The sequence below is a fragment of the Pseudomonas sp. GW821-FHT04C07 genome, from assembly GCF_059420325.1.
In genome coordinates, this window is record NZ_JBWKTM010000003.1 from 238,244 (window position 1) to 254,728 (window position 16,485).

At 60.2% G+C, this 16,485-nt stretch carries 13 protein-coding genes and 1 pseudogene; 8 read left to right on the top strand and 6 right to left on the bottom strand.

The window, feature by feature from the left end; genetic code table 11:
• Window positions 1-4 precede the first annotated feature (4 nt).
• Entirely contained in the window at window positions 5-523 is a 519-nt protein-coding gene (locus AC07UI_RS07855) for a helix-turn-helix transcriptional regulator (RefSeq protein WP_494991945.1), read from the top strand.
• 10 nt (window positions 524-533) lie between these two features.
• Here AC07UI_RS07855 and treR read toward each other — a convergent pair whose 3' ends face one another.
• On the bottom strand, window positions 534-1,238 hold the full coding sequence (gene treR, locus AC07UI_RS07860) for a trehalose operon repressor (protein WP_494991946.1): 705 nt from the start codon (window positions 1,236-1,238) through the stop codon (window positions 534-536).
• A gap of 232 nt (window positions 1,239-1,470) precedes the next feature.
• Between treR and treP the strand changes: the two genes are divergently transcribed.
• The 7 genes from treP (at window position 1,471) to tadA (ending at window position 11,120) form a co-directional block, all read left to right on the top strand.
• Window positions 1,471-2,913: a PTS system trehalose-specific EIIBC component gene (treP, locus tag AC07UI_RS07865; RefSeq protein WP_494991947.1), complete on the top strand. Its 1,443-nt coding sequence runs from the start codon at window positions 1,471-1,473 to the stop codon at window positions 2,911-2,913.
• A 144-nt stretch (window positions 2,914-3,057) separates the two neighbouring features.
• The gene (gene treC, locus AC07UI_RS07870; protein ID WP_494991948.1) at window positions 3,058-4,707 is read left to right on the top strand and encodes an alpha,alpha-phosphotrehalase; all 1,650 of its coding nucleotides are present in this window, start codon (window positions 3,058-3,060) and stop codon (window positions 4,705-4,707) included.
• A gap of 95 nt (window positions 4,708-4,802) precedes the next feature.
• Window positions 4,803-6,026 carry a maltoporin gene (locus tag AC07UI_RS07875; protein WP_494991949.1) on the top strand — a complete coding sequence of 408 codons (1,224 nt, stop codon included), beginning with the start codon at window positions 4,803-4,805 and terminating at the stop codon, window positions 6,024-6,026.
• A 61-nt stretch (window positions 6,027-6,087) separates the two neighbouring features.
• On the top strand, window positions 6,088-8,625 hold the full coding sequence (gene ptsP, locus AC07UI_RS07880) for a phosphoenolpyruvate--protein phosphotransferase (RefSeq protein ID WP_494991950.1): 2,538 nt from the start codon (window positions 6,088-6,090) through the stop codon (window positions 8,623-8,625).
• A gap of 2 nt (window positions 8,626-8,627) precedes the next feature.
• Entirely contained in the window at window positions 8,628-8,924 is a 297-nt protein-coding gene (locus AC07UI_RS07885; RefSeq protein WP_494991951.1) for a PTS sugar transporter subunit IIB, read from the top strand.
• A gap of 322 nt (window positions 8,925-9,246) precedes the next feature.
• On the top strand, window positions 9,247-10,623 hold the full coding sequence (locus AC07UI_RS07890; RefSeq protein WP_494991952.1) for a multicopper oxidase family protein: 1,377 nt from the start codon (window positions 9,247-9,249) through the stop codon (window positions 10,621-10,623).
• The gene (gene tadA, locus AC07UI_RS07895) at window positions 10,623-11,120 is read left to right on the top strand and encodes a tRNA adenosine(34) deaminase TadA (RefSeq protein ID WP_494991953.1); all 498 of its coding nucleotides are present in this window, start codon (window positions 10,623-10,625) and stop codon (window positions 11,118-11,120) included. Before AC07UI_RS07890 ends, tadA begins: the two co-directional genes overlap by 1 nt.
• Before the next feature lie 140 nt (window positions 11,121-11,260).
• Here the strand turns inward: tadA and cmoB are convergent, their stop codons facing one another.
• From cmoB to lon, 5 genes and pseudogenes are all read right to left on the bottom strand, one after another.
• Window positions 11,261-12,217 carry a tRNA 5-methoxyuridine(34)/uridine 5-oxyacetic acid(34) synthase CmoB gene (gene cmoB / locus AC07UI_RS07900; RefSeq protein WP_494991954.1) on the bottom strand — a complete coding sequence of 319 codons (957 nt, stop codon included), beginning with the start codon at window positions 12,215-12,217 and terminating at the stop codon, window positions 11,261-11,263.
• A complete protein-coding gene (cmoA, locus tag AC07UI_RS07905; RefSeq protein WP_494991955.1) occupies window positions 12,214-12,993 on the bottom strand; it encodes a carboxy-S-adenosyl-L-methionine synthase CmoA in 780 nt (259 codons plus the stop codon). The genes cmoB and cmoA overlap by 4 nt, the downstream gene beginning before the upstream one ends.
• A gap of 187 nt (window positions 12,994-13,180) precedes the next feature.
• A pseudogene (locus AC07UI_RS07910) lies at window positions 13,181-13,282 on the bottom strand (lysoplasmalogenase); the annotation flags it as partial.
• 18 nt (window positions 13,283-13,300) lie between these two features.
• A complete protein-coding gene (locus tag AC07UI_RS07915; protein ID WP_494991956.1) occupies window positions 13,301-13,693 on the bottom strand; it encodes a protease inhibitor I42 family protein in 393 nt (130 codons plus the stop codon).
• 199 nt (window positions 13,694-13,892) lie between these two features.
• A complete protein-coding gene (gene lon / locus AC07UI_RS07920; RefSeq protein ID WP_494991957.1) occupies window positions 13,893-16,310 on the bottom strand; it encodes an endopeptidase La in 2,418 nt (805 codons plus the stop codon).
• Window positions 16,311-16,485 lie beyond the last annotated feature (175 nt).

Below are 16,485 nucleotides of genomic sequence, written 5' to 3' on the forward strand. Positions count from 1 at the left end.
ATCAATGGACTACATTTTCACCCTCAAGTATCAGCTCGCGCAGTGCGATTGCGATCCCGACCAGTTGGTCGAACGTCTATACGCGGCAGGCTGCGATGATGCGTTGGTCGGTATCGGATTGCCGGGCCGGTTGGCCTTGGCGTTCACCCGTGAGGCCGCGACTGCGGAAACGGCGCTGTTGAGCGCACTGATGGACGTCAAGCGCATCATTCCTGACGCTCGTCTGGTGGAGGTGGCACCGGACTTCGTCGGTCTGACGGATATTGCCGACATCGTCGGCGTTTCGCGGCAGAACATGCGCAAACTGATGCTGACCCATTCCAACAGCTTCCCGTTGGCCGTTCATGAGGGCAAGACATCCGTCTGGCACCTGGCTGAGGTATTGAGCTGGCTGGATGCAAAGGGCGGCTACAGCCTCGAACAACCGGTGATCGACGTCGCCCGGATCGCGCAAAGCGTCAATCTCGTCAAGGAGTCACGCCGGGTTGTGGCCCTGAGCGCCGAGTGGCAGGCGCTGGTTTGACGCTCCCCTCTCAGCGCCGCGCAACGTCCGAGAAGTAGAACTTGTCCAGTGTATGCCGTGATTCGGTGTACTCGAACTGGCGACCGTCCTGCAGAAAGGTCTGGTTGCTGACCACGATGACATGGCTCTGGCCCTCAAGATCCAGGTGTTGTTGGTCATCCTTGCTACGCGGTACCGCTTCGATGGTCCGCTGGGCATAGCTGATTTGCAGTTGCAGGGTTTGCTCGATGAAGGCGTAGATCGAGTGCTCGGCGATCTCGCGATTCAGGCCTGGGATCACATCGGCGACAAAGTGGTTGATGTCGAGGATCACTCGCTTGCCGTCGATTCGGCGTACGCGCTTGATACGGGTGATCAGGCTGCCTTCTTGCGCCTGGATGTGTTCGAGCAGGGCGCCTTCGAGGGGGAACTGGCTGAACTCGACCACCTCGGTGCTGACGTCGTTGCCCAGCCGCGGGTAGGTTTCCTGGAAACTGACAATTCCGCCCAATTGGAATTCGATCGGGTTGGGTGACAGAACAAAGGTGCCTTTGCCGTGGATTTTCTGGGCGAAGCCGCGTTCCTGAAGTTGCTCTATGGCCTTGCGCACAGTGCCGCGACTGGCCTGGTAGCTGTCCATCAATTCGGTTTCAGAGGGCAGCCGCGCGCCACGTTCCAGACGTTCGGTGGTGATGCTGGCAAGCAGATCGGTGTAGATCTGGTTGTATTTACTCATGGGATGGCTCTGTGCCCGCTGCGCTCAAGGTCTGGAACCTTAAGGGCAGAGTTGGGGTTTGTCCATGTAGATGGATCGCACAGGAAAACTCACCGCTGGTCGGGTTCAGGATAAACAAATTGTAACTCGTCTGTACGAGTTGTTGCTTTAACTCGTACAGACGAGTACTTTTCACTTCGGCGTGCTGCCAATAGCGCTCTCCAATAACAAGAATCCAAGTGGAAGAAAAAGCATGAGCCACGATTATCCGAATATCGCCAGCGAGATCCTTCAGAGCCTCGGTGGTGCAGACAACCTCGAACAAGCTGCGCACTGTGTCACCCGACTGCGGCTGGCGCTCAAAGACCCGAGTCGGGTCGACAGCGCGACGCTGAACCAGATCGATCTGGTCAAAGGCTCGTTCTTTACCGGTGGCCTGTTTCAGGTCGTCATCGGTCCCGGCGAAGTGGAAAAGGTTTACGCGGCCCTGCGTCAGCAGACCGGTCTTGCGGCGTCGACCATCGCGGATGTGAAACAGAAGGGTGCTGACAAGACCAACGCCATGCAGCGGCTGGTGCGAGTGTTCTCCGATGTGTTCATGCCGATTCTCCCGGCACTGATCATTGCCGGCCTGCTGATGGGGGTGAACAACCTGATCGGTGCCAAGGGCATGTTCATCGAGGGCAAGACCCTGCTTGAGGCTTACCCGACGCTGGACGGCGTGTGGAGCCTGATCAATCTGATGGCCAACACCTCGTTCGTGTTCCTGCCGGCGCTGGTGGGCTGGTCGGCGGCCAAGCGTTTTGGTGGCAGCGAGATCCTCGGCATCGTCCTGGGCCTGATGCTGGTGCACCCCGATCTGCTCAATGCCTGGAACTATGGCAAGGCGGTAGCGGGGCTGGACGGCCAGAGCCTGCCGTACTTCGACATATTCGGTTGGTTCCAGATCGAGAAAGTCGGTTACCAGGGGCAGATCCTGCCGATTCTGCTGGCGGCGTGGGTGATGAGCACCCTCGAAAAATGGCTGCGAGCGCGTATCCCGAACGCTATTCAGCTGCTTGTCGTGCCGATCACCACCATCGTGGTGACTGGCGTGTTGGCGCTGGCCGTGATTGGCCCGGTCACGCGGCATCTGGGGATCCTCATCACCGAAGGCGTGGTCACCCTGTTCGATCTGGCGCCGATGGTCGGCGGGGCGATTTTCGGTCTGCTCTATGCACCGCTGGTGATCACTGGCATGCACCATATGTTCCTCGCCGTGGACCTGCAGTTGATCTCGACCCAGGGCGGCACCTTCATCTGGCCGATGATCGTCATGTCCAACCTGGCCCAGGGCAGTTCGGCGCTGGCGGTGTTCTACATGAGCCGTAATGCGCGGGATCGGAGCATGGCCTCGACCTCGGCGATTTCCGCCTACTTCGGTATCACTGAGCCGGCGATGTTCGGCGTCAACCTGCGCTACAAATTTCCGTTCTACGCCGCCCTGACCGGTTCGGCGCTGGGCGGCATCTTTCTTTCTCTGAACAAGGTCCAGGCCTCGGCGATTGGCGTCGGCGGGCTGCCAGGGTTCATTTCGATCATTCCGCAATTCATTCCGATGTTTGTGATCGGCATGGTGATCGCGATGGTGGTGCCGTTCGTGCTGACCTGTGGCTTGAGCATGAAGATCGTCCGGCCTGGGTATCGAGTCGCCTGATGGATCGCTATCGCGAGCAAGCTCGCTCCAGAAGGGGGATGCGGTGATCCGCAAATTTTGGGGGCGATCGGTCTCCCGTAGGAGCGAGGCTTGCCCGCGATGGGGCCTGACCTGCCACCGCAAAACTAAATGAAGGAATACGCAATGCAGAACTGGCAGCGTTCGGTGATCTACCAGATCTACCCGAAGAGTTTTCACAGCCACGCAGGCAACGCTACGGGCGATTTGCTCGGTGTGGTCGCCAAGCTCGATTACCTGAAATGGTTGGGCGTCGACTGCCTGTGGATCACGCCGTTCCTGCGTTCGCCACAGCGCGACAACGGTTACGACATCAGCGATTACTACGCCATCGACCCGAGCTACGGGACCATGACTGACTGTGAGCTGTTGATTGCCGAGGCGGGCAAACGCGGTATCAAGTTGATGCTCGATATCGTGGTCAACCACACCTCCATCGAACACACGTGGTTCCAGCAGGCCCGCAGCAGTCTCGATAATCCGTACCGCGACTTTTATATCTGGCGCGATCAGCCGAACAACTGGGAATCCAAGTTCGGCGGTTCGGCCTGGGAATACGAGGCACAAACCGGTCAGTACTATCTGCATCTGTTCGACCACACCCAGGCGGATCTGAACTGGGACAACCCGCAGGTGCGTGCTGAAGTGTTCAAAATGATGTGCTTCTGGCGTGACAAGGGCGTCGGCGGGTTCCGTCTGGACGTGATCAATCTGATCTCGAAACCGGCGGACTTTCCCGAGGACAACAGTGACGGTCGACGCTTCTATACCGATGGCCCGAACGTCCACGACTATTTGCAGGAAATGCACCGCGAAGTCTTCGAAGGTAGCGACCTGATCAATGTTGGTGAGATGTCCTCCACCAGCCTCGAACACTGCATTCGTTATTCGCGTCCCGACTCGAACGAGTTGTCGATGACCTTCAACTTTCACCATTTGAAAGTCGATTACCCGAACCAGCAGAAATGGATACGCGCCGATTTCGATTTCCTCGATCTCAAACGCATCCTCTCCGATTGGCAGACCGGCATGCAGGCCGGCGGTGGCTGGAATGCACTGTTCTGGTGTAACCACGATCAACCGCGGGTGGTCTCGCGTTTTGGTGATGACGGTGAACACCGAGTGGTCTCGGCGAAGATGCTCGGCACCGCGCTGCACTTCCTTCAGGGCACGCCTTTTGTGTATCAGGGTGAAGAGCTGGGCATGACCAATCCGGGCTTCGAGCACATTGAGCAGTACCGCGATGTCGAGACGCTGAACATCTATCGCCTCAAGCGTGAGGCCGGTGAATCCGAGGCTGAAAACATGGCGGCGATCACGCAGAAGTCCCGCGACAACAGCCGCACGCCGATGCAATGGAACGCTCAAGCCCACGCCGGTTTCAGCACTGCCGAGCCCTGGATCGGCGTGCCGGAAAACGCGGCGCTGATCAACGTCGAACAGCAGTTCGACGACCCGGCGTCGGTGCTGCATCACTACCGCCAACTGATCGCTTTGCGCCGCACCGAGTCGCTGATTCAGGACGGCGTGTATCGCCAGCTCCTGGCCGACCACACCCAGGTCTGGGTCTACCTGCGCGAAGGTGACGGTGAACGCTTGCTGGTGGTGAACAACTTCTATGCCGCGGCCTGCGAAGTTGATTTGCCGGAAGGGGTGATCACTGACGGGATGGGGCAGCGCCTGGTGATCAGTAACTATGGCGACTGCCCAACGCGCAGCCGACAGCTCTTCTTGCGGCCTTACGAGTCGTTCGTCCTGCACCTGACCGACCACTGACAAGCACTGTTTCAAACAACTCGCAGAGCGCCGAGCGGGGGAGTGTTGCGCGCCGCTTTTGCAGAGCAAACACAATAAAAATAATGGGGTGGCTCATGAAAACAACCATAAATCGCAGCCTTGCAGCATCGTGCGTGTGCCTGGCATTGCCGTTCTCGGCCCAGGCCCTGGAGTTCGCCGGTTACTTGCGCAGCGGCGTGGGGACCTCGGTCAACAGCAGTTCGCAGTCGTGCTTTCAATTGCCCGGCGCGCAGTCGAAATACCGGCTCGGCAACGAATGCGAGCAGTACGCTGAGCTGGAGTTGCGTCAGGACTTGTTTACCCTCGACGACGGTTCGGTGCTCAGCGTCGATGGCATGGCGTCGCTGTTTAACCAATACGATCGCAGCCTGACGTTCGAGGGCGACAACGGCTCGGTGCGCATGCCGCAGATGTACGCCCAGTGGTCGAAGATGCCCAGCCTGAACGGCGGTTCGTTGTGGGCCGGTCGGCGTTACTACAAGCGTAATGACATCCATATTTCCGACTTCTACTACTGGAACCAGAGCGCCACGGGCGGTGGGGTCGAGGACGTACTGATCGGCGATCTGAAGTACAGCTACGCCTTCTCGCGCAAGGACAACCTGTTCCAGAAGGACTACATCAGCCGGCACGACTTCAACGTCGCCGGGTTCAAGACCAACCCCGGTGGTGAGCTGGAGTTCGGCCTGAGCTACATCGACAAACCGGGCAGTCGCGACGCTCACAGTGGCTGGGCGATTACCACCCAGCATGTGCAGAAAGACTTTTTGGGCGGCAAGAACAAACTGGCATTCCAGTACGGCGAAGGTCCTGGCACCGGGTTGGGCTATACCGGCAATGTCGGCCTCGACGACAGCAACAAGAGCTACCGTGTGGTGGAATTCTTCGACTGGCAAGTGACACCGCGCTTCGGTGGCCAGGTCGAAGCGGTCTATCAGAAAGACATTCGCCCGGACGGCAACGATCAGAACTGGATTTCCCTCGGCATTCGTCCGGCCTATGCCATCACTGAACAGTTCAAACTGGTCACCGAACTCGGTCACGATCAGGTCGAGGCCCCCGGCGGCACGCGTAAATTGAGCAAGTTCACCTTCGCCCCGACCTGGTCGCCCAAGGGCCCGGATTTCTGGGCGCGCCCGGAAGTGCGCCTGTATTACACCTATGCCAGCTGGAACGAAGCAGCCAAACGCGCGGCGAACGAATTGGCGGCGGGTTCGGCATTGTCCGATACCGGCGCTTTCGGTACGGCGTTGCATGGCTCGAATGTCGGTTTGCAGGTCGAGTACTGGTGGAAATAAGCGATGCTGTCGGGGCGCGTGCTCCATCAGCACTTAAAAGAACAAAACAGCAGGTGAAGTCATGGCCACAACCCAACATTTGCAACTGCTAGCGCCCTTGTCCGGGGTGCTGATGCCGCTCGATCAAGTGCCGGACCCGGTGTTTTCCAGCCGTCTGATCGGTGACGGCCTGTGCATCGATCCGACGTCGCAAACCCTCTGCGCGCCGCTGGCCGGGGTGGTCAGCAATGTGCAACAGAGTGGCCATGCGGTCAGCATCACCGACGACAGCGGTGTGCAGGTGTTGATGCACATTGGTCTGGACACGGTGAACCTTGCCGGCAAGGGTTTCAAACGGTTGGTGGAAGAGGGCCAGCGGGTTGAGGCCGGGCAGGCATTGATCGTGTTCGACGCCGACTACGTTGGCTTGCATGCCCGCAGCCTGCTGACCTTGATGCTGGTGGTCAGCGCTGAGCCCTTTACGGCACTGACGTCGGACACGGGTTTGGTCGAGAGCGGTCAGCCGTTGTTGCGTCTGAGTCCGGGCGATCAGGCCTCGGATGCTGTGGTGGCGCCAGAGGGCGAAGCGCGGTTCTCCAAACCGCTGACCCTGCCCAACCTGAACGGTTTGCATGCACGTCCTGCGGCGGTATTTGCTCAGGCGGCGAAGGGGTTTTCGGCGAGCATTTGTCTGCATAAACAACAGGCCAGTGCCAACGCCAAATCCCTGGTGGCGATCATGGCGTTGCAGACTGCGCAGGGCGATACCTTGCAGGTCAGTGCGGCGGGCGAGGATGCCGAGCTGGCGATCAAGACCCTTGCCGAGTTGCTGGCGGCGGGTTGTGGTGAAACGATCGTTGCGGTGGCGATGAGTGAGCCGGTTGCGCTGGTTGAAGCGTCTTCGGCGAAGCTGTTGCGTGGCGTCTGTGCCTCGCCGGGCTCGGCGTTCGGGCAGGTCGTCCAAGTGGCGGAGCAGACCCTTGAAGTGGTTGAGGCAGGCTCGGATCAAGCCGAAGAGCGCAGGCTTCTGGAGCGTGCATTGCTCCAGTCTGCGCAAGCATTGCAACGCTTGCGCGACAACGCGACAGGCAGTGCGCAAGCGGAGATTTTCAAGGCGCATCAGGAATTGCTGGAAGACCCAGGCTTGCTGGAGCAGGCCCACGCCTTGATCGCTGAAGGGAAAAGCGCCGCGTTCGCCTGGCGCAGTTCGACCGAGACGACTTCGCAGCTGTTCAAAAGCCTGGGCAGTCCATTACTGGCCGAGCGCGCTCTGGACCTGGCGGACGTTGGCCAGCGGGTGCTCAAACTGATTCTCGGTGTGCAAGACAACGCCTGGGTCTTGCCGGAGCAGGCGATCCTGATCGCCGAACAACTGACGCCTTCGCAGACCGCAGGCCTTGATACCGGCAAGGTGCTGGGCTTTGTCACCGTGGGCGGCGGCGCCACCAGTCATGTGGCGATTCTCGCCCGGGCCTTTGGCCTGCCGGCCTTGTGCGGGTTACCGGCGCAAGTGCTGCAGCTTGCCAGCGGCACTCAAGTCTTGCTCGATGCCGACAAGGGCGAGCTACACCTGGACCCGGATCTGTCGGTTATCGAACAGTTACAGACCAAACGTCAGCAGCAACAGCTACGGCGTCAGCGCGAACTCGAACAGGCTTCACTGGCAGCCTGTACCCGTGACGGTCATCACTTCGAGGTGACGGCCAACGTCGCTTCGCTGCCAGAGGTTGAGCAGGCGGTGACGCTGGGCGGTGAGGGTGTCGGTCTGCTGCGTTCGGAGTTTCTCTATCTGGAGCGCAACAGTGCACCAAGCCATGATGAACAAGCGGTCACCTACAGTGCCATCGCCCGCGCGTTGGGGACGGAGCGCAATCTGGTGGTGCGCACCCTGGACGTTGGCGGCGACAAACCGCTGGCCTACGTGCCGATGGAGAGTGAGGCCAATCCGTTCCTGGGCATGCGCGGGATTCGCCTGTGCCTGGAGCGTCCCGAGCTGTTGCGTGAGCAGTTCAGAGCGATCCTGACCTGCGCCGGGCTGGCCCGTTTGCACATCATGCTGCCGATGGTCACCCAGCTGTCCGAGCTGCGCCAGGCCCGGCAGATGCTCGAAGAGGAAGCGCTGACACTGGGGCTCAAGGCATTGCCCAAGCTCGGCATCATGATCGAAGTTCCAGCCGCGGCGTTGATGGCCGATCTGTTCGCTCCCGAAGTGGACTTCTTCTCCATCGGCACCAATGACCTGACCCAATACACCCTGGCCATGGACCGTGATCATCCGCGGCTGGCCAGCCAGGCCGACAGTCTCCATCCGGCAGTGCTGCGCCTGATCGCCAACACCGTGAAAGCCGCTCACGCCCACGGCAAGTGGGTCGGGGTGTGCGGCGCACTGGCCTCCGAGACCCTGGCGGTGCCGCTGTTACTGGGGCTGGGGGTGGATGAACTGTCGGTCAGTGTGCCGTTGATTCCGGCGATCAAAGCGACAATCCGCGAAGTGGACCTGAGGGAATGCCAGGCCATTGCTCAACGGGTCTTGAGCCTGGAAAGCGCCGAGCAGGTGCGTGAAGCCTTGCACTGGCATCAACAGACGGCAGTCGTCACCTCATTGGTTCTGGAGAACTGAATATGTTCGAGAAATTGCAGCGGGCGTTCTGGAAAGCCCTGACACCGGATCTGGTGGTGGATCAGCCCAAGGTTGTTATTGATCCGCAAAGCTCTTCATTGTTGGAGCCAGAAGTCGTGGCCGCATTGGGTGGTGCCAATAACCTCAAATCCCGGCAACGAATTGCCCTGACGCGGGTGCGGGTGGAGCTGCACGATGACACGCAAATGGACCCGGTGGCCTTGCGTGCGGCCGGTGTCCCGGCGGTGATGGTGTTGGCGGGTGGGGTGGTGCATTTGGTGGTGGGGTTAGAGGCGTAACCGCAGAACGGCTTTTGTGGCGGGGCTTGCTCCCGCCGGGCTGCGAAGCAGTCCTGAAATCTACCACCGCGGTTTGTCAGACAGAACGCATTCACCGGTTTTACGACCGCTTCGCGGCCGATCGCGGGCAAGCCACGCTCCCACATTAGATCGCAGTCTTAAAGGGGGAATGCGATCAAGTGTGGGAGCGTGGCTTGCCCGCGAAGGCGTCCTGTCAGACGACACAAACCTTTGCGCCCTTACTGTTTCTCATCTGCAGGTGTATCGTATTCGCCTTTTTGCGGGCTCAGGCCCGCTGCTGATACGTGAGGTAGTTGAATTCATGTCCTTTTCCCGTCGACAGATACTCGGTGGTCTGGCCGGTCTTGTAGTGGTTGGCGTCGGGGCTGGTGGCGCGTCGCGCTATTGGCTGGGGAAGATGGCTGACGCCGATGCAGGCCACGACTACGAGCTGATCGCCGCCCCCCTGGACGTCGAACTGGTTGCCGGGCACAAAACCGAAGCCTGGGCCTTTGGCCCCTCGGCGCCGGGTACCGAGTTGCGAGTGCGCCAGGGCGAGTGGCTGCGGGTGCGCTTCATCAACCATTTGCCGGTCGCCACCACCATTCATTGGCATGGCATTCGCCTGCCGCTGGAGATGGACGGCGTACCCTACGTCTCGCAATTGCCGGTCTTGCCCGGCGAATATTTCGATTACAAATTCCGTGCGCCGGACGCCGGCAGCTTCTGGTATCACCCGCATGTGAACAGCAGCAAGGAGCTGGGCCGCGGGCTGGTCGGGCCGTTGATCGTCGAAGAGCGTGAACCCACCGGTTTCAAGTACGAGCGGACCCTGAGCCTGAAGAGCTGGCACGTCGACGAAGAGGGCGCGTTCGTTGCCTTCAGCGTTCCCCGCGAAGCTGCACGTGGCGGGACGGCCGGCCGGCTGGCGACCATCAACGGCGTATCGCAGGCGGTGGTCGACCTCCCGGCCGGGCAGGTCACGCGGGTGCGTTTGCTCAACCTCGACAACACCCTGACCTATCGGATCAACATTCCCGGCGTCGAAGCGCAGATCTACGCGCTGGACGGCAACCCCATCGAGCCTCGACCGCTGGGCAAGGAATACTGGCTGGGACCTGGCATGCGTATCTGCCTGGCGATCAAGGCACCGCCAGCCGGCGAAGAGCTCTCCCTGCGCAACGGGCCGGTACGTATCGGCACTTTCCGTTCGGTGGCCAACACTGATGCCCCGACCCAATGGCCACCGGCGCTGCCGGCCAATCCGATCTCCGAGCCGGACATTGCCAACGCCGAGAAACTCAACTTCAACTTCGAGTGGGTTGGCTCAGTCTCGGTGAACGTGGACAATGGCAAACCGCCGAGTCTGTGGCAGATCAACGGCAAGGCCTGGGACATCACCGACAAGACCTGCGCCGACCGCCCGATTGCCACGCTCAAGAAGGGCAAAAGCTACATTTTCGAATTGAAAAACATGACTCAGTATCAGCACCCGGTCCATTTGCACGGCATGAGCTTCAAGGTCATTTCCTCGAACCGCAAGACGATCATTCCGTACTTCACTGACACCTACCTGCTGGGTAAAAACGAGCGCGCCCGTGTCGCGCTGGTGGCGGATAATCCGGGTGTATGGATGTTCCACTGCCATGTGATCGACCATATGGAAACCGGTCTGATGGCCGCCATCGAGGTCTCCTGATGCGCCAGATGCGTCAACCGCAAATCATTGATCGCAGCCGTGATCAGGACTTCATGCGCGAAGCCCTGGCCCTGGCCGCCGAAGGCGCCGCGCTGGGTGAAGTGCCAGTGGGCGCGGTGCTGGTGCAGGACGGTGAAATCATCGGTCGCGGCTTCAATTGCCCGATCAGCGGCAGCGACCCCAGCGCACACGCCGAGATGGTCGCGATCCGTGCTGCGGCGCAGGCTGCGAGCAATTACCGTCTGCCGGGCAGCACGCTGTACGTGACGCTGGAGCCGTGCAGCATGTGCGCCGGTTTGATCGTGCATTCGCGAATTGCGCGGGTGGTGTATGGGGCGCTGGAGCCCAAGGCGGGGATTGTGCAAAGCCAGGGGCAGTTCTTCAGCCAGGACTTTCTCAACCATCGGGTGTTGTTCGAAGGTGGGGTCCTGGCCGAAGAATGCGGCACGGTCCTGAGCGAGTTTTTCAAGGCGCGCAGGGCGAAACCGGCGGACTAACTCAGGAATGCACTCTTTAAAACAGCGAGGATCGAGTGTGGGAGCGGGCTTGCTCGCGATGCAGGCACCGAGGTGTATCTGAACGACCGCAGTGATGCTATCGCGAGCAAGCCCGCTCCCACATTAGATCTCCATAATTCCTATTTGCGGGCCACAATCACCGCACGCATCGGCGCTGGAAGACCTTCAATGGTTTTGCTGTGATCATCGGGATCAAGGAAGTCACTCAGCGACTGGTACTTCATCCACTCAGTCCCGCGTTGTTCCTCGACACTGGTCACACTGACATCCACGCAGCGCACATCGCTGAACCCGGCGCGGCGCAGCCATAGCATCAGTGCCGGCACCGACGGCAGGAACCAGACATTGCGCATCTGCGCGTAGCGGTCTTCCGGTACCAGCACTTGATGAACATCGCCTTCCACCACCAAGGTCTCCAGCACCAGCTCACCACCTTTTACCAGGCAATCCTTGAGCGCCAGCAAATGCTCGATCGGCGAGCGCCGGTGGTAGAACACCCCCATGGAAAACACCATGTCGAAGCCTTCCAGATTCGCTGGCAGGTCTTCAAAGGGAAACGGCAGATGCCACGCCGACGGTTCTGACAGATAACGCTGTACCGCTTGAAACTGACAGAAGAACAGCCAGTTCGGATCGACGCCGATCACGCTGTCGGCGCCGGCGCCGAGCATGCGCCACATGTAGTAGCCGTTGCCGCAGCCGACATCCAGCACCCGTTTGCCCTTGAGGTCCAGATGCGGGGCGACCCGTGACCATTTCCAGTCAGAGCGCCATTCTGTGTCGACGTGTACACCGAACAGGTCGAACGGCCCCTTGCGCCACGGGCACAGGCCCATCAGCGCGGTGCGCATCTGCGCGCGGGTTTCGTCGTCGCAGTCGGTGTCGAGGGTCAAGCCGTCCAGCAAGTCGATCTGGCTCGGCATAATCTTCGGCAGTGCATCCAGCGCACTCTGCCAGCGCTCCAGGTCGCCGTGACCCTTTTGCATTTTGGTGTCCAGTTGCGCTTGCAGGCCGTTGGCCCATTCGGCCAACGGGGTGCCGGCCAGACGGCGGGCGAGAGGAGACAGATCAATCATGGCAAGGCAATCAACGAGGCAAAGTTAAGACACTGGAACCACGGCACGACTTTCGAGAACCCGGCCGCCAGCAGGCGTTCGCGGTGTTCTTCGAGGCTGTCGGGTTTCATTACGTTTTCAATGGCACTGCGTTTCTGGGCAATTTCCAGTTCGCTGTAGCCGTTGGCGCGTTTGAAGGCGATATGCAGGTCGGTGAGCAGCGCATGCTCCTGGGCGTCAACGAAGCGCAGCTTCTCCGAGAGAATCAGCGCGCCGCCCGGCAACAAGGACTGGCGAATACGGCTCAGCAGCGCCAGGCGCTGTTCAGGGGCAATGAATTGCAGAGTGAAGTTCAGCGCCACCACCGAGGCCGGTTGGAACTGCAGCGCGAGGATATCGCCCTCGATCACTTCTACCGGCAGCAGCTCCTGGAACATCGAGTCCTGCCCGTTCAGGTATTCGCGGCAGCGCTCGACCATCGCCGCCGAGTTATCCACTGCGATCACCCGGCAACCGTCGGTGCGCACGTGACGGCGCAAGGCTTGGGTCACTGCACCGAGGGAGGAACCCAGGTCGTACAGCACGCTGTTGGGCTGGGCGAACTGTGCTGCCAGCACGCCCAGGTTCTCGACAATGGTCGGATAACCCGGCACAGAACGCTTGATCATGTCCGGGAACACCCGCACCACGTCCTCATTGAAGGCGAAGTCCGGCACCTGAGGCAGGGGCTGGGCGAAAAGGCGATCGGATTCTTTGCTCACGGCGGTTCCAGCGGTGTAGGTGGAAAAGGCCGGCATTTTAGCCGGGTTAACGAGGTGATGCGCGTCCTGTCTGATAAAGCGCCGGGTTCACACAATGATCGTTCCCACGCTGATCGTTCCCACGCTCTGCGTGGGAATGCCTCACTGGACGCTCTGCGTCCGCTTCTGTGACGCGCAGCGTCACGGGCTGCATTCCCACGCGGGAGCGTGGGAACGATCTAATCTAAACCTGCTCGTGGCGAGGCTGCGCAAACGCCGACGCCGCAATCCCCCATTGCCCCAGCCAGTAACTGAGGATGATCAGGTACGGCGCGGCCTCGAAGGGAAAACAGCCAGCCGATGATCAGTTAACCAAAATCGGGCAGTCGAAGGTTTCCACCGCCGGCACCTCCGGCGCCCATGGCTGTGAATAAGTCAGACGCAAGCGTCCGTTACCGGCCGCGAAGCTCTGAAAACGCCAGGTCGACTGCCCGCCGCTGCCTACCAGCCCTGTGTCTTGCGGGTTGCTATAGACCTCGGGGCTGAGGCTGCGCAGCACGCCCCCAGCCGAGTCCTGAATCGCCCAGCGATAGCCAGTGGTCGGATTGCTCGGCAGGGTCAGGATCAGGTTCTGCCCGGTCTTCAACTGCACAGGGCACTCGCTCTGTTTATCCACAGTGACATTCTGCCTGGGTTGACTGGCGCAGGCGGCGAGCAGGGCGAGGCTGAGGGGGAGCAGCAGGCGGGTGGGGGACATGGGTCAGAAAACTCCGGTCATACACGACGAACGGCGAGCATAACCGAAGATAAGACAAAGTGTGACGAGCGGGACGGGCGACGGTTCATCATCGGCAGTTATGACGTCATCGCGAGCAAGCTCGCTCCTACAGGGTTAACGCAATCCATGTAGGAGCGAGCTTGCTCGCGATAGCGTCAGCCTAGGCACCGCAGCTCTATCAGAACAACACCTTTGCCACATCCGCAAAGCGCTTGGCAAAGTGCACGGTAATCCCTTCCTTCAGATATTCCGGCAGCTCTTCGAAGTTTCCGCGGTTGGGTTCCGGCAGGATCAGTTCGTGGATCTTCTGTCGTCGTGCGGCGATGACTTTCTCGCGCACGCCGCCGATCGGCAGTACATGGCCGGTCAGGGTCAGTTCGCCGGTCATGGCCACACCTTTTTTCGGTGGCTGGTTGCGTGCCAGCGACAGCAGTGCGCTGGCCATGGTTACCCCGGCGCTTGGGCCGTCTTTCGGTGTGGCACCTTCGGGTACATGCAGATGGACAAAGGCTTCGTCGAAGAACTTCGCATCACCGCCGAACTGCTTGAGGTGGGAGCTGATGTAGCTATAGGCGATCTCGGCTGACTCCTTCATCACGTCACCCAGTTGCCCGGTGAGTTTGAAGCCGCGATTAAGCGTGTGAATCCGCGTTGCTTCAATCGGCAGGGTCGCGCCGCCCATGCTGGTCCACGCCAGCCCGGTGATCACCCCGGTGCCACTGAGCACTTGCTCATTGCGAAACACCGGCATGCCGAGGGAGGCTTCCAGGTCCTTGTTGCCGATCTTGATCAGCGCGTTCGGATCGTCGATCAGCTTCATCACCGATTTGCGCACCAGTTTGCCCAGTTGCTTTTCCAACTGTCGCACCCCGGCTTCGCGTGCATAACCGTCGATCACCGCGCGCAGGGCGCCGTCGCTGATGGACAGACTGCCTTTGGATACACCGGCCTTTTCCAGCTGTTTTGGCCACAGGTGGCGCTTGGCGATGGCGATCTTTTCTTCGGTGATATAGCCCGACAGGCGGATCACTTCCATGCGGTCAAGCAGCGGACCGGGAATCGAATCCAGGGTGTTGGCCGTGCAGACGAACAGCACTTTCGACAGGTCCAGACGCAGGTCCAGGTAGTGGTCGAGAAACTCTACGTTCTGTTCCGGATCGAGGGTTTCCAGCAGTGCCGAGGCCGGGTCGCCCTGGTAGCTCTGGCCCATCTTGTCGATCTCGTCGAGCATGATCACCGGGTTCATCACTTCGACTTCTTTAAGTGCCTGCACCAGCTTGCCCGGCAGGGCGCCGATGTAGGTCCGGCGGTGGCCTTTGATCTCCGCCTCATCGCGCATGCCGCCGACACTGAAGCGATAGAACGGCCGCCCGAGGGATTCGGCGATGGATTTGCCGACGCTGGTCTTGCCCACACCCGGCGGCCCCACCAGCAGCACGATGGAACCGCTGATCTCGCCTTTGTAGGCGCCCACCGCGAGGAATTCGAGGATCCGGGTCTTGATGTCGCCGAGCCCAGCGTGGTGTTGATCGAGCACTTTGCGTGCGTATTTGAGGTCGAGTTTGTCCTCGCCATACACGCCCCACGGCACTGCGGTTGCCCACTCCAGATAGTTGCGGGTCACTGCGTATTCCGGCGAGCCGGTTTCGAGGATCGACAGCTTGCTCATTTCCTCTTCGACACGTTTTTGCGCTTGAGGCGGCAGGACTTTGCCCACCAGCCGCTGCTCGAATTGTTCAATATCGGCGCTGCGGTCGTCCTTCGTAAGACCTAGCTCCTGCTGGATGACCTTGAGCTGTTCCTTGAGGAAAAACTCACGTTGGTGCTCGCCAATCTTGCGGTTCACTTCGGCAGAGATTTCTTTCTGCAACCGCGCGACTTCGACTTCCTTGCGCAGCATCGGCAAGACTTTTTCCATGCGCTTGAGCATCGGTACGCAGTCGAGCACTTCTTGCAGCTCGTTGCCGGTGGCCGAGGTCAGTGCCGCGGCGAAGTCGGTCAACGGTGACGGATCGTTGGGGCTAAAGCGGTTGAGGTAGTTCTTCAACTCTTCGCTGTACAGCGGGTTGAGCGGCAGCAGTTCCTTGATCGCGTTGATCAGCGCCATGCCGTAAGCCTTGACCTCGTCGGTCGGATCGCTCGGTTGGTGCGGGTATTCGACTTCCACCAGATACGGTGGGCGATGGTGTTTGAGCCAGGTGCGAATGCGCACGCGAGTCAGGCCTTGGGCGACGAATTGCAGTTTGCCGCCCTCGCGGCTGGCGTGATGGACCTTCACCAGGGTGCCGTAGAGCGGCAGGCTCGAGGTGTCGAAATGCCGAGGATCCTCCTGGGGGGTGTCCATGTAGAACAGGGCCAGGGAGTGATGATCGGATTTGCTGACCAGGTCCAGGGTTTCGGCCCAGGGCTCTTCGTTGACGATCACCGGCAACACTTGCGCGGGGAAGAACGGCCGATTATGGATCGGGATGATGTAGACCTTGTCCGGCAGATTCTGCCCGGGGAGGGCCAGACCGGTGCCCGTGGCGTGGTGTTCGGCGTTTTCTGGATCGGCGTAGTCGCTCGGGTTTTCCGGGAATTCTTGCTGGTCGCTCATGGGGGCACCTGCACAATTGGGTATGGAAGATAGATGGGGCAGGTGAGCGGTGGTTTCAATGGGGAGCGGTTGTCAGCAGGTATTTCATGCAAGGCTGCAGGTGGCAGACAGGTTCGCCGCAGGCCGTGATCTTTAGCCATCGCCCGGAAAAAAGGCGGCCACTTCTCGGTAGCCG

Coding starts and splice junctions, on each gene's coding strand:
- AC07UI_RS07855 (WP_494991945.1), top strand. CDS start 5: ATGGACTACATTTTCACCCTCAAGTATCAGCTCGCGCAGTGCGATTGC.
- treR (WP_494991946.1), bottom strand. CDS start 1,238: ATGAGTAAATACAACCAGATCTACACCGATCTGCTTGCCAGCATCACC.
- treP (WP_494991947.1), top strand. CDS start 1,471: ATGAGCCACGATTATCCGAATATCGCCAGCGAGATCCTTCAGAGCCTC.
- treC (WP_494991948.1), top strand. CDS start 3,058: ATGCAGAACTGGCAGCGTTCGGTGATCTACCAGATCTACCCGAAGAGT.
- AC07UI_RS07875 (WP_494991949.1), top strand. CDS start 4,803: ATGAAAACAACCATAAATCGCAGCCTTGCAGCATCGTGCGTGTGCCTG.
- ptsP (WP_494991950.1), top strand. CDS start 6,088: ATGGCCACAACCCAACATTTGCAACTGCTAGCGCCCTTGTCCGGGGTG.
- AC07UI_RS07885 (WP_494991951.1), top strand. CDS start 8,628: ATGTTCGAGAAATTGCAGCGGGCGTTCTGGAAAGCCCTGACACCGGAT.
- AC07UI_RS07890 (WP_494991952.1), top strand. CDS start 9,247: ATGTCCTTTTCCCGTCGACAGATACTCGGTGGTCTGGCCGGTCTTGTA.
- tadA (WP_494991953.1), top strand. CDS start 10,623: ATGCGCCAGATGCGTCAACCGCAAATCATTGATCGCAGCCGTGATCAG.
- cmoB (WP_494991954.1), bottom strand. CDS start 12,217: ATGATTGATCTGTCTCCTCTCGCCCGCCGTCTGGCCGGCACCCCGTTG.
- cmoA (WP_494991955.1), bottom strand. CDS start 12,993: ATGCCGGCCTTTTCCACCTACACCGCTGGAACCGCCGTGAGCAAAGAA.
- AC07UI_RS07915 (WP_494991956.1), bottom strand. CDS start 13,693: ATGTCCCCCACCCGCCTGCTGCTCCCCCTCAGCCTCGCCCTGCTCGCC.
- lon (WP_494991957.1), bottom strand. CDS start 16,310: ATGAGCGACCAGCAAGAATTCCCGGAAAACCCGAGCGACTACGCCGAT.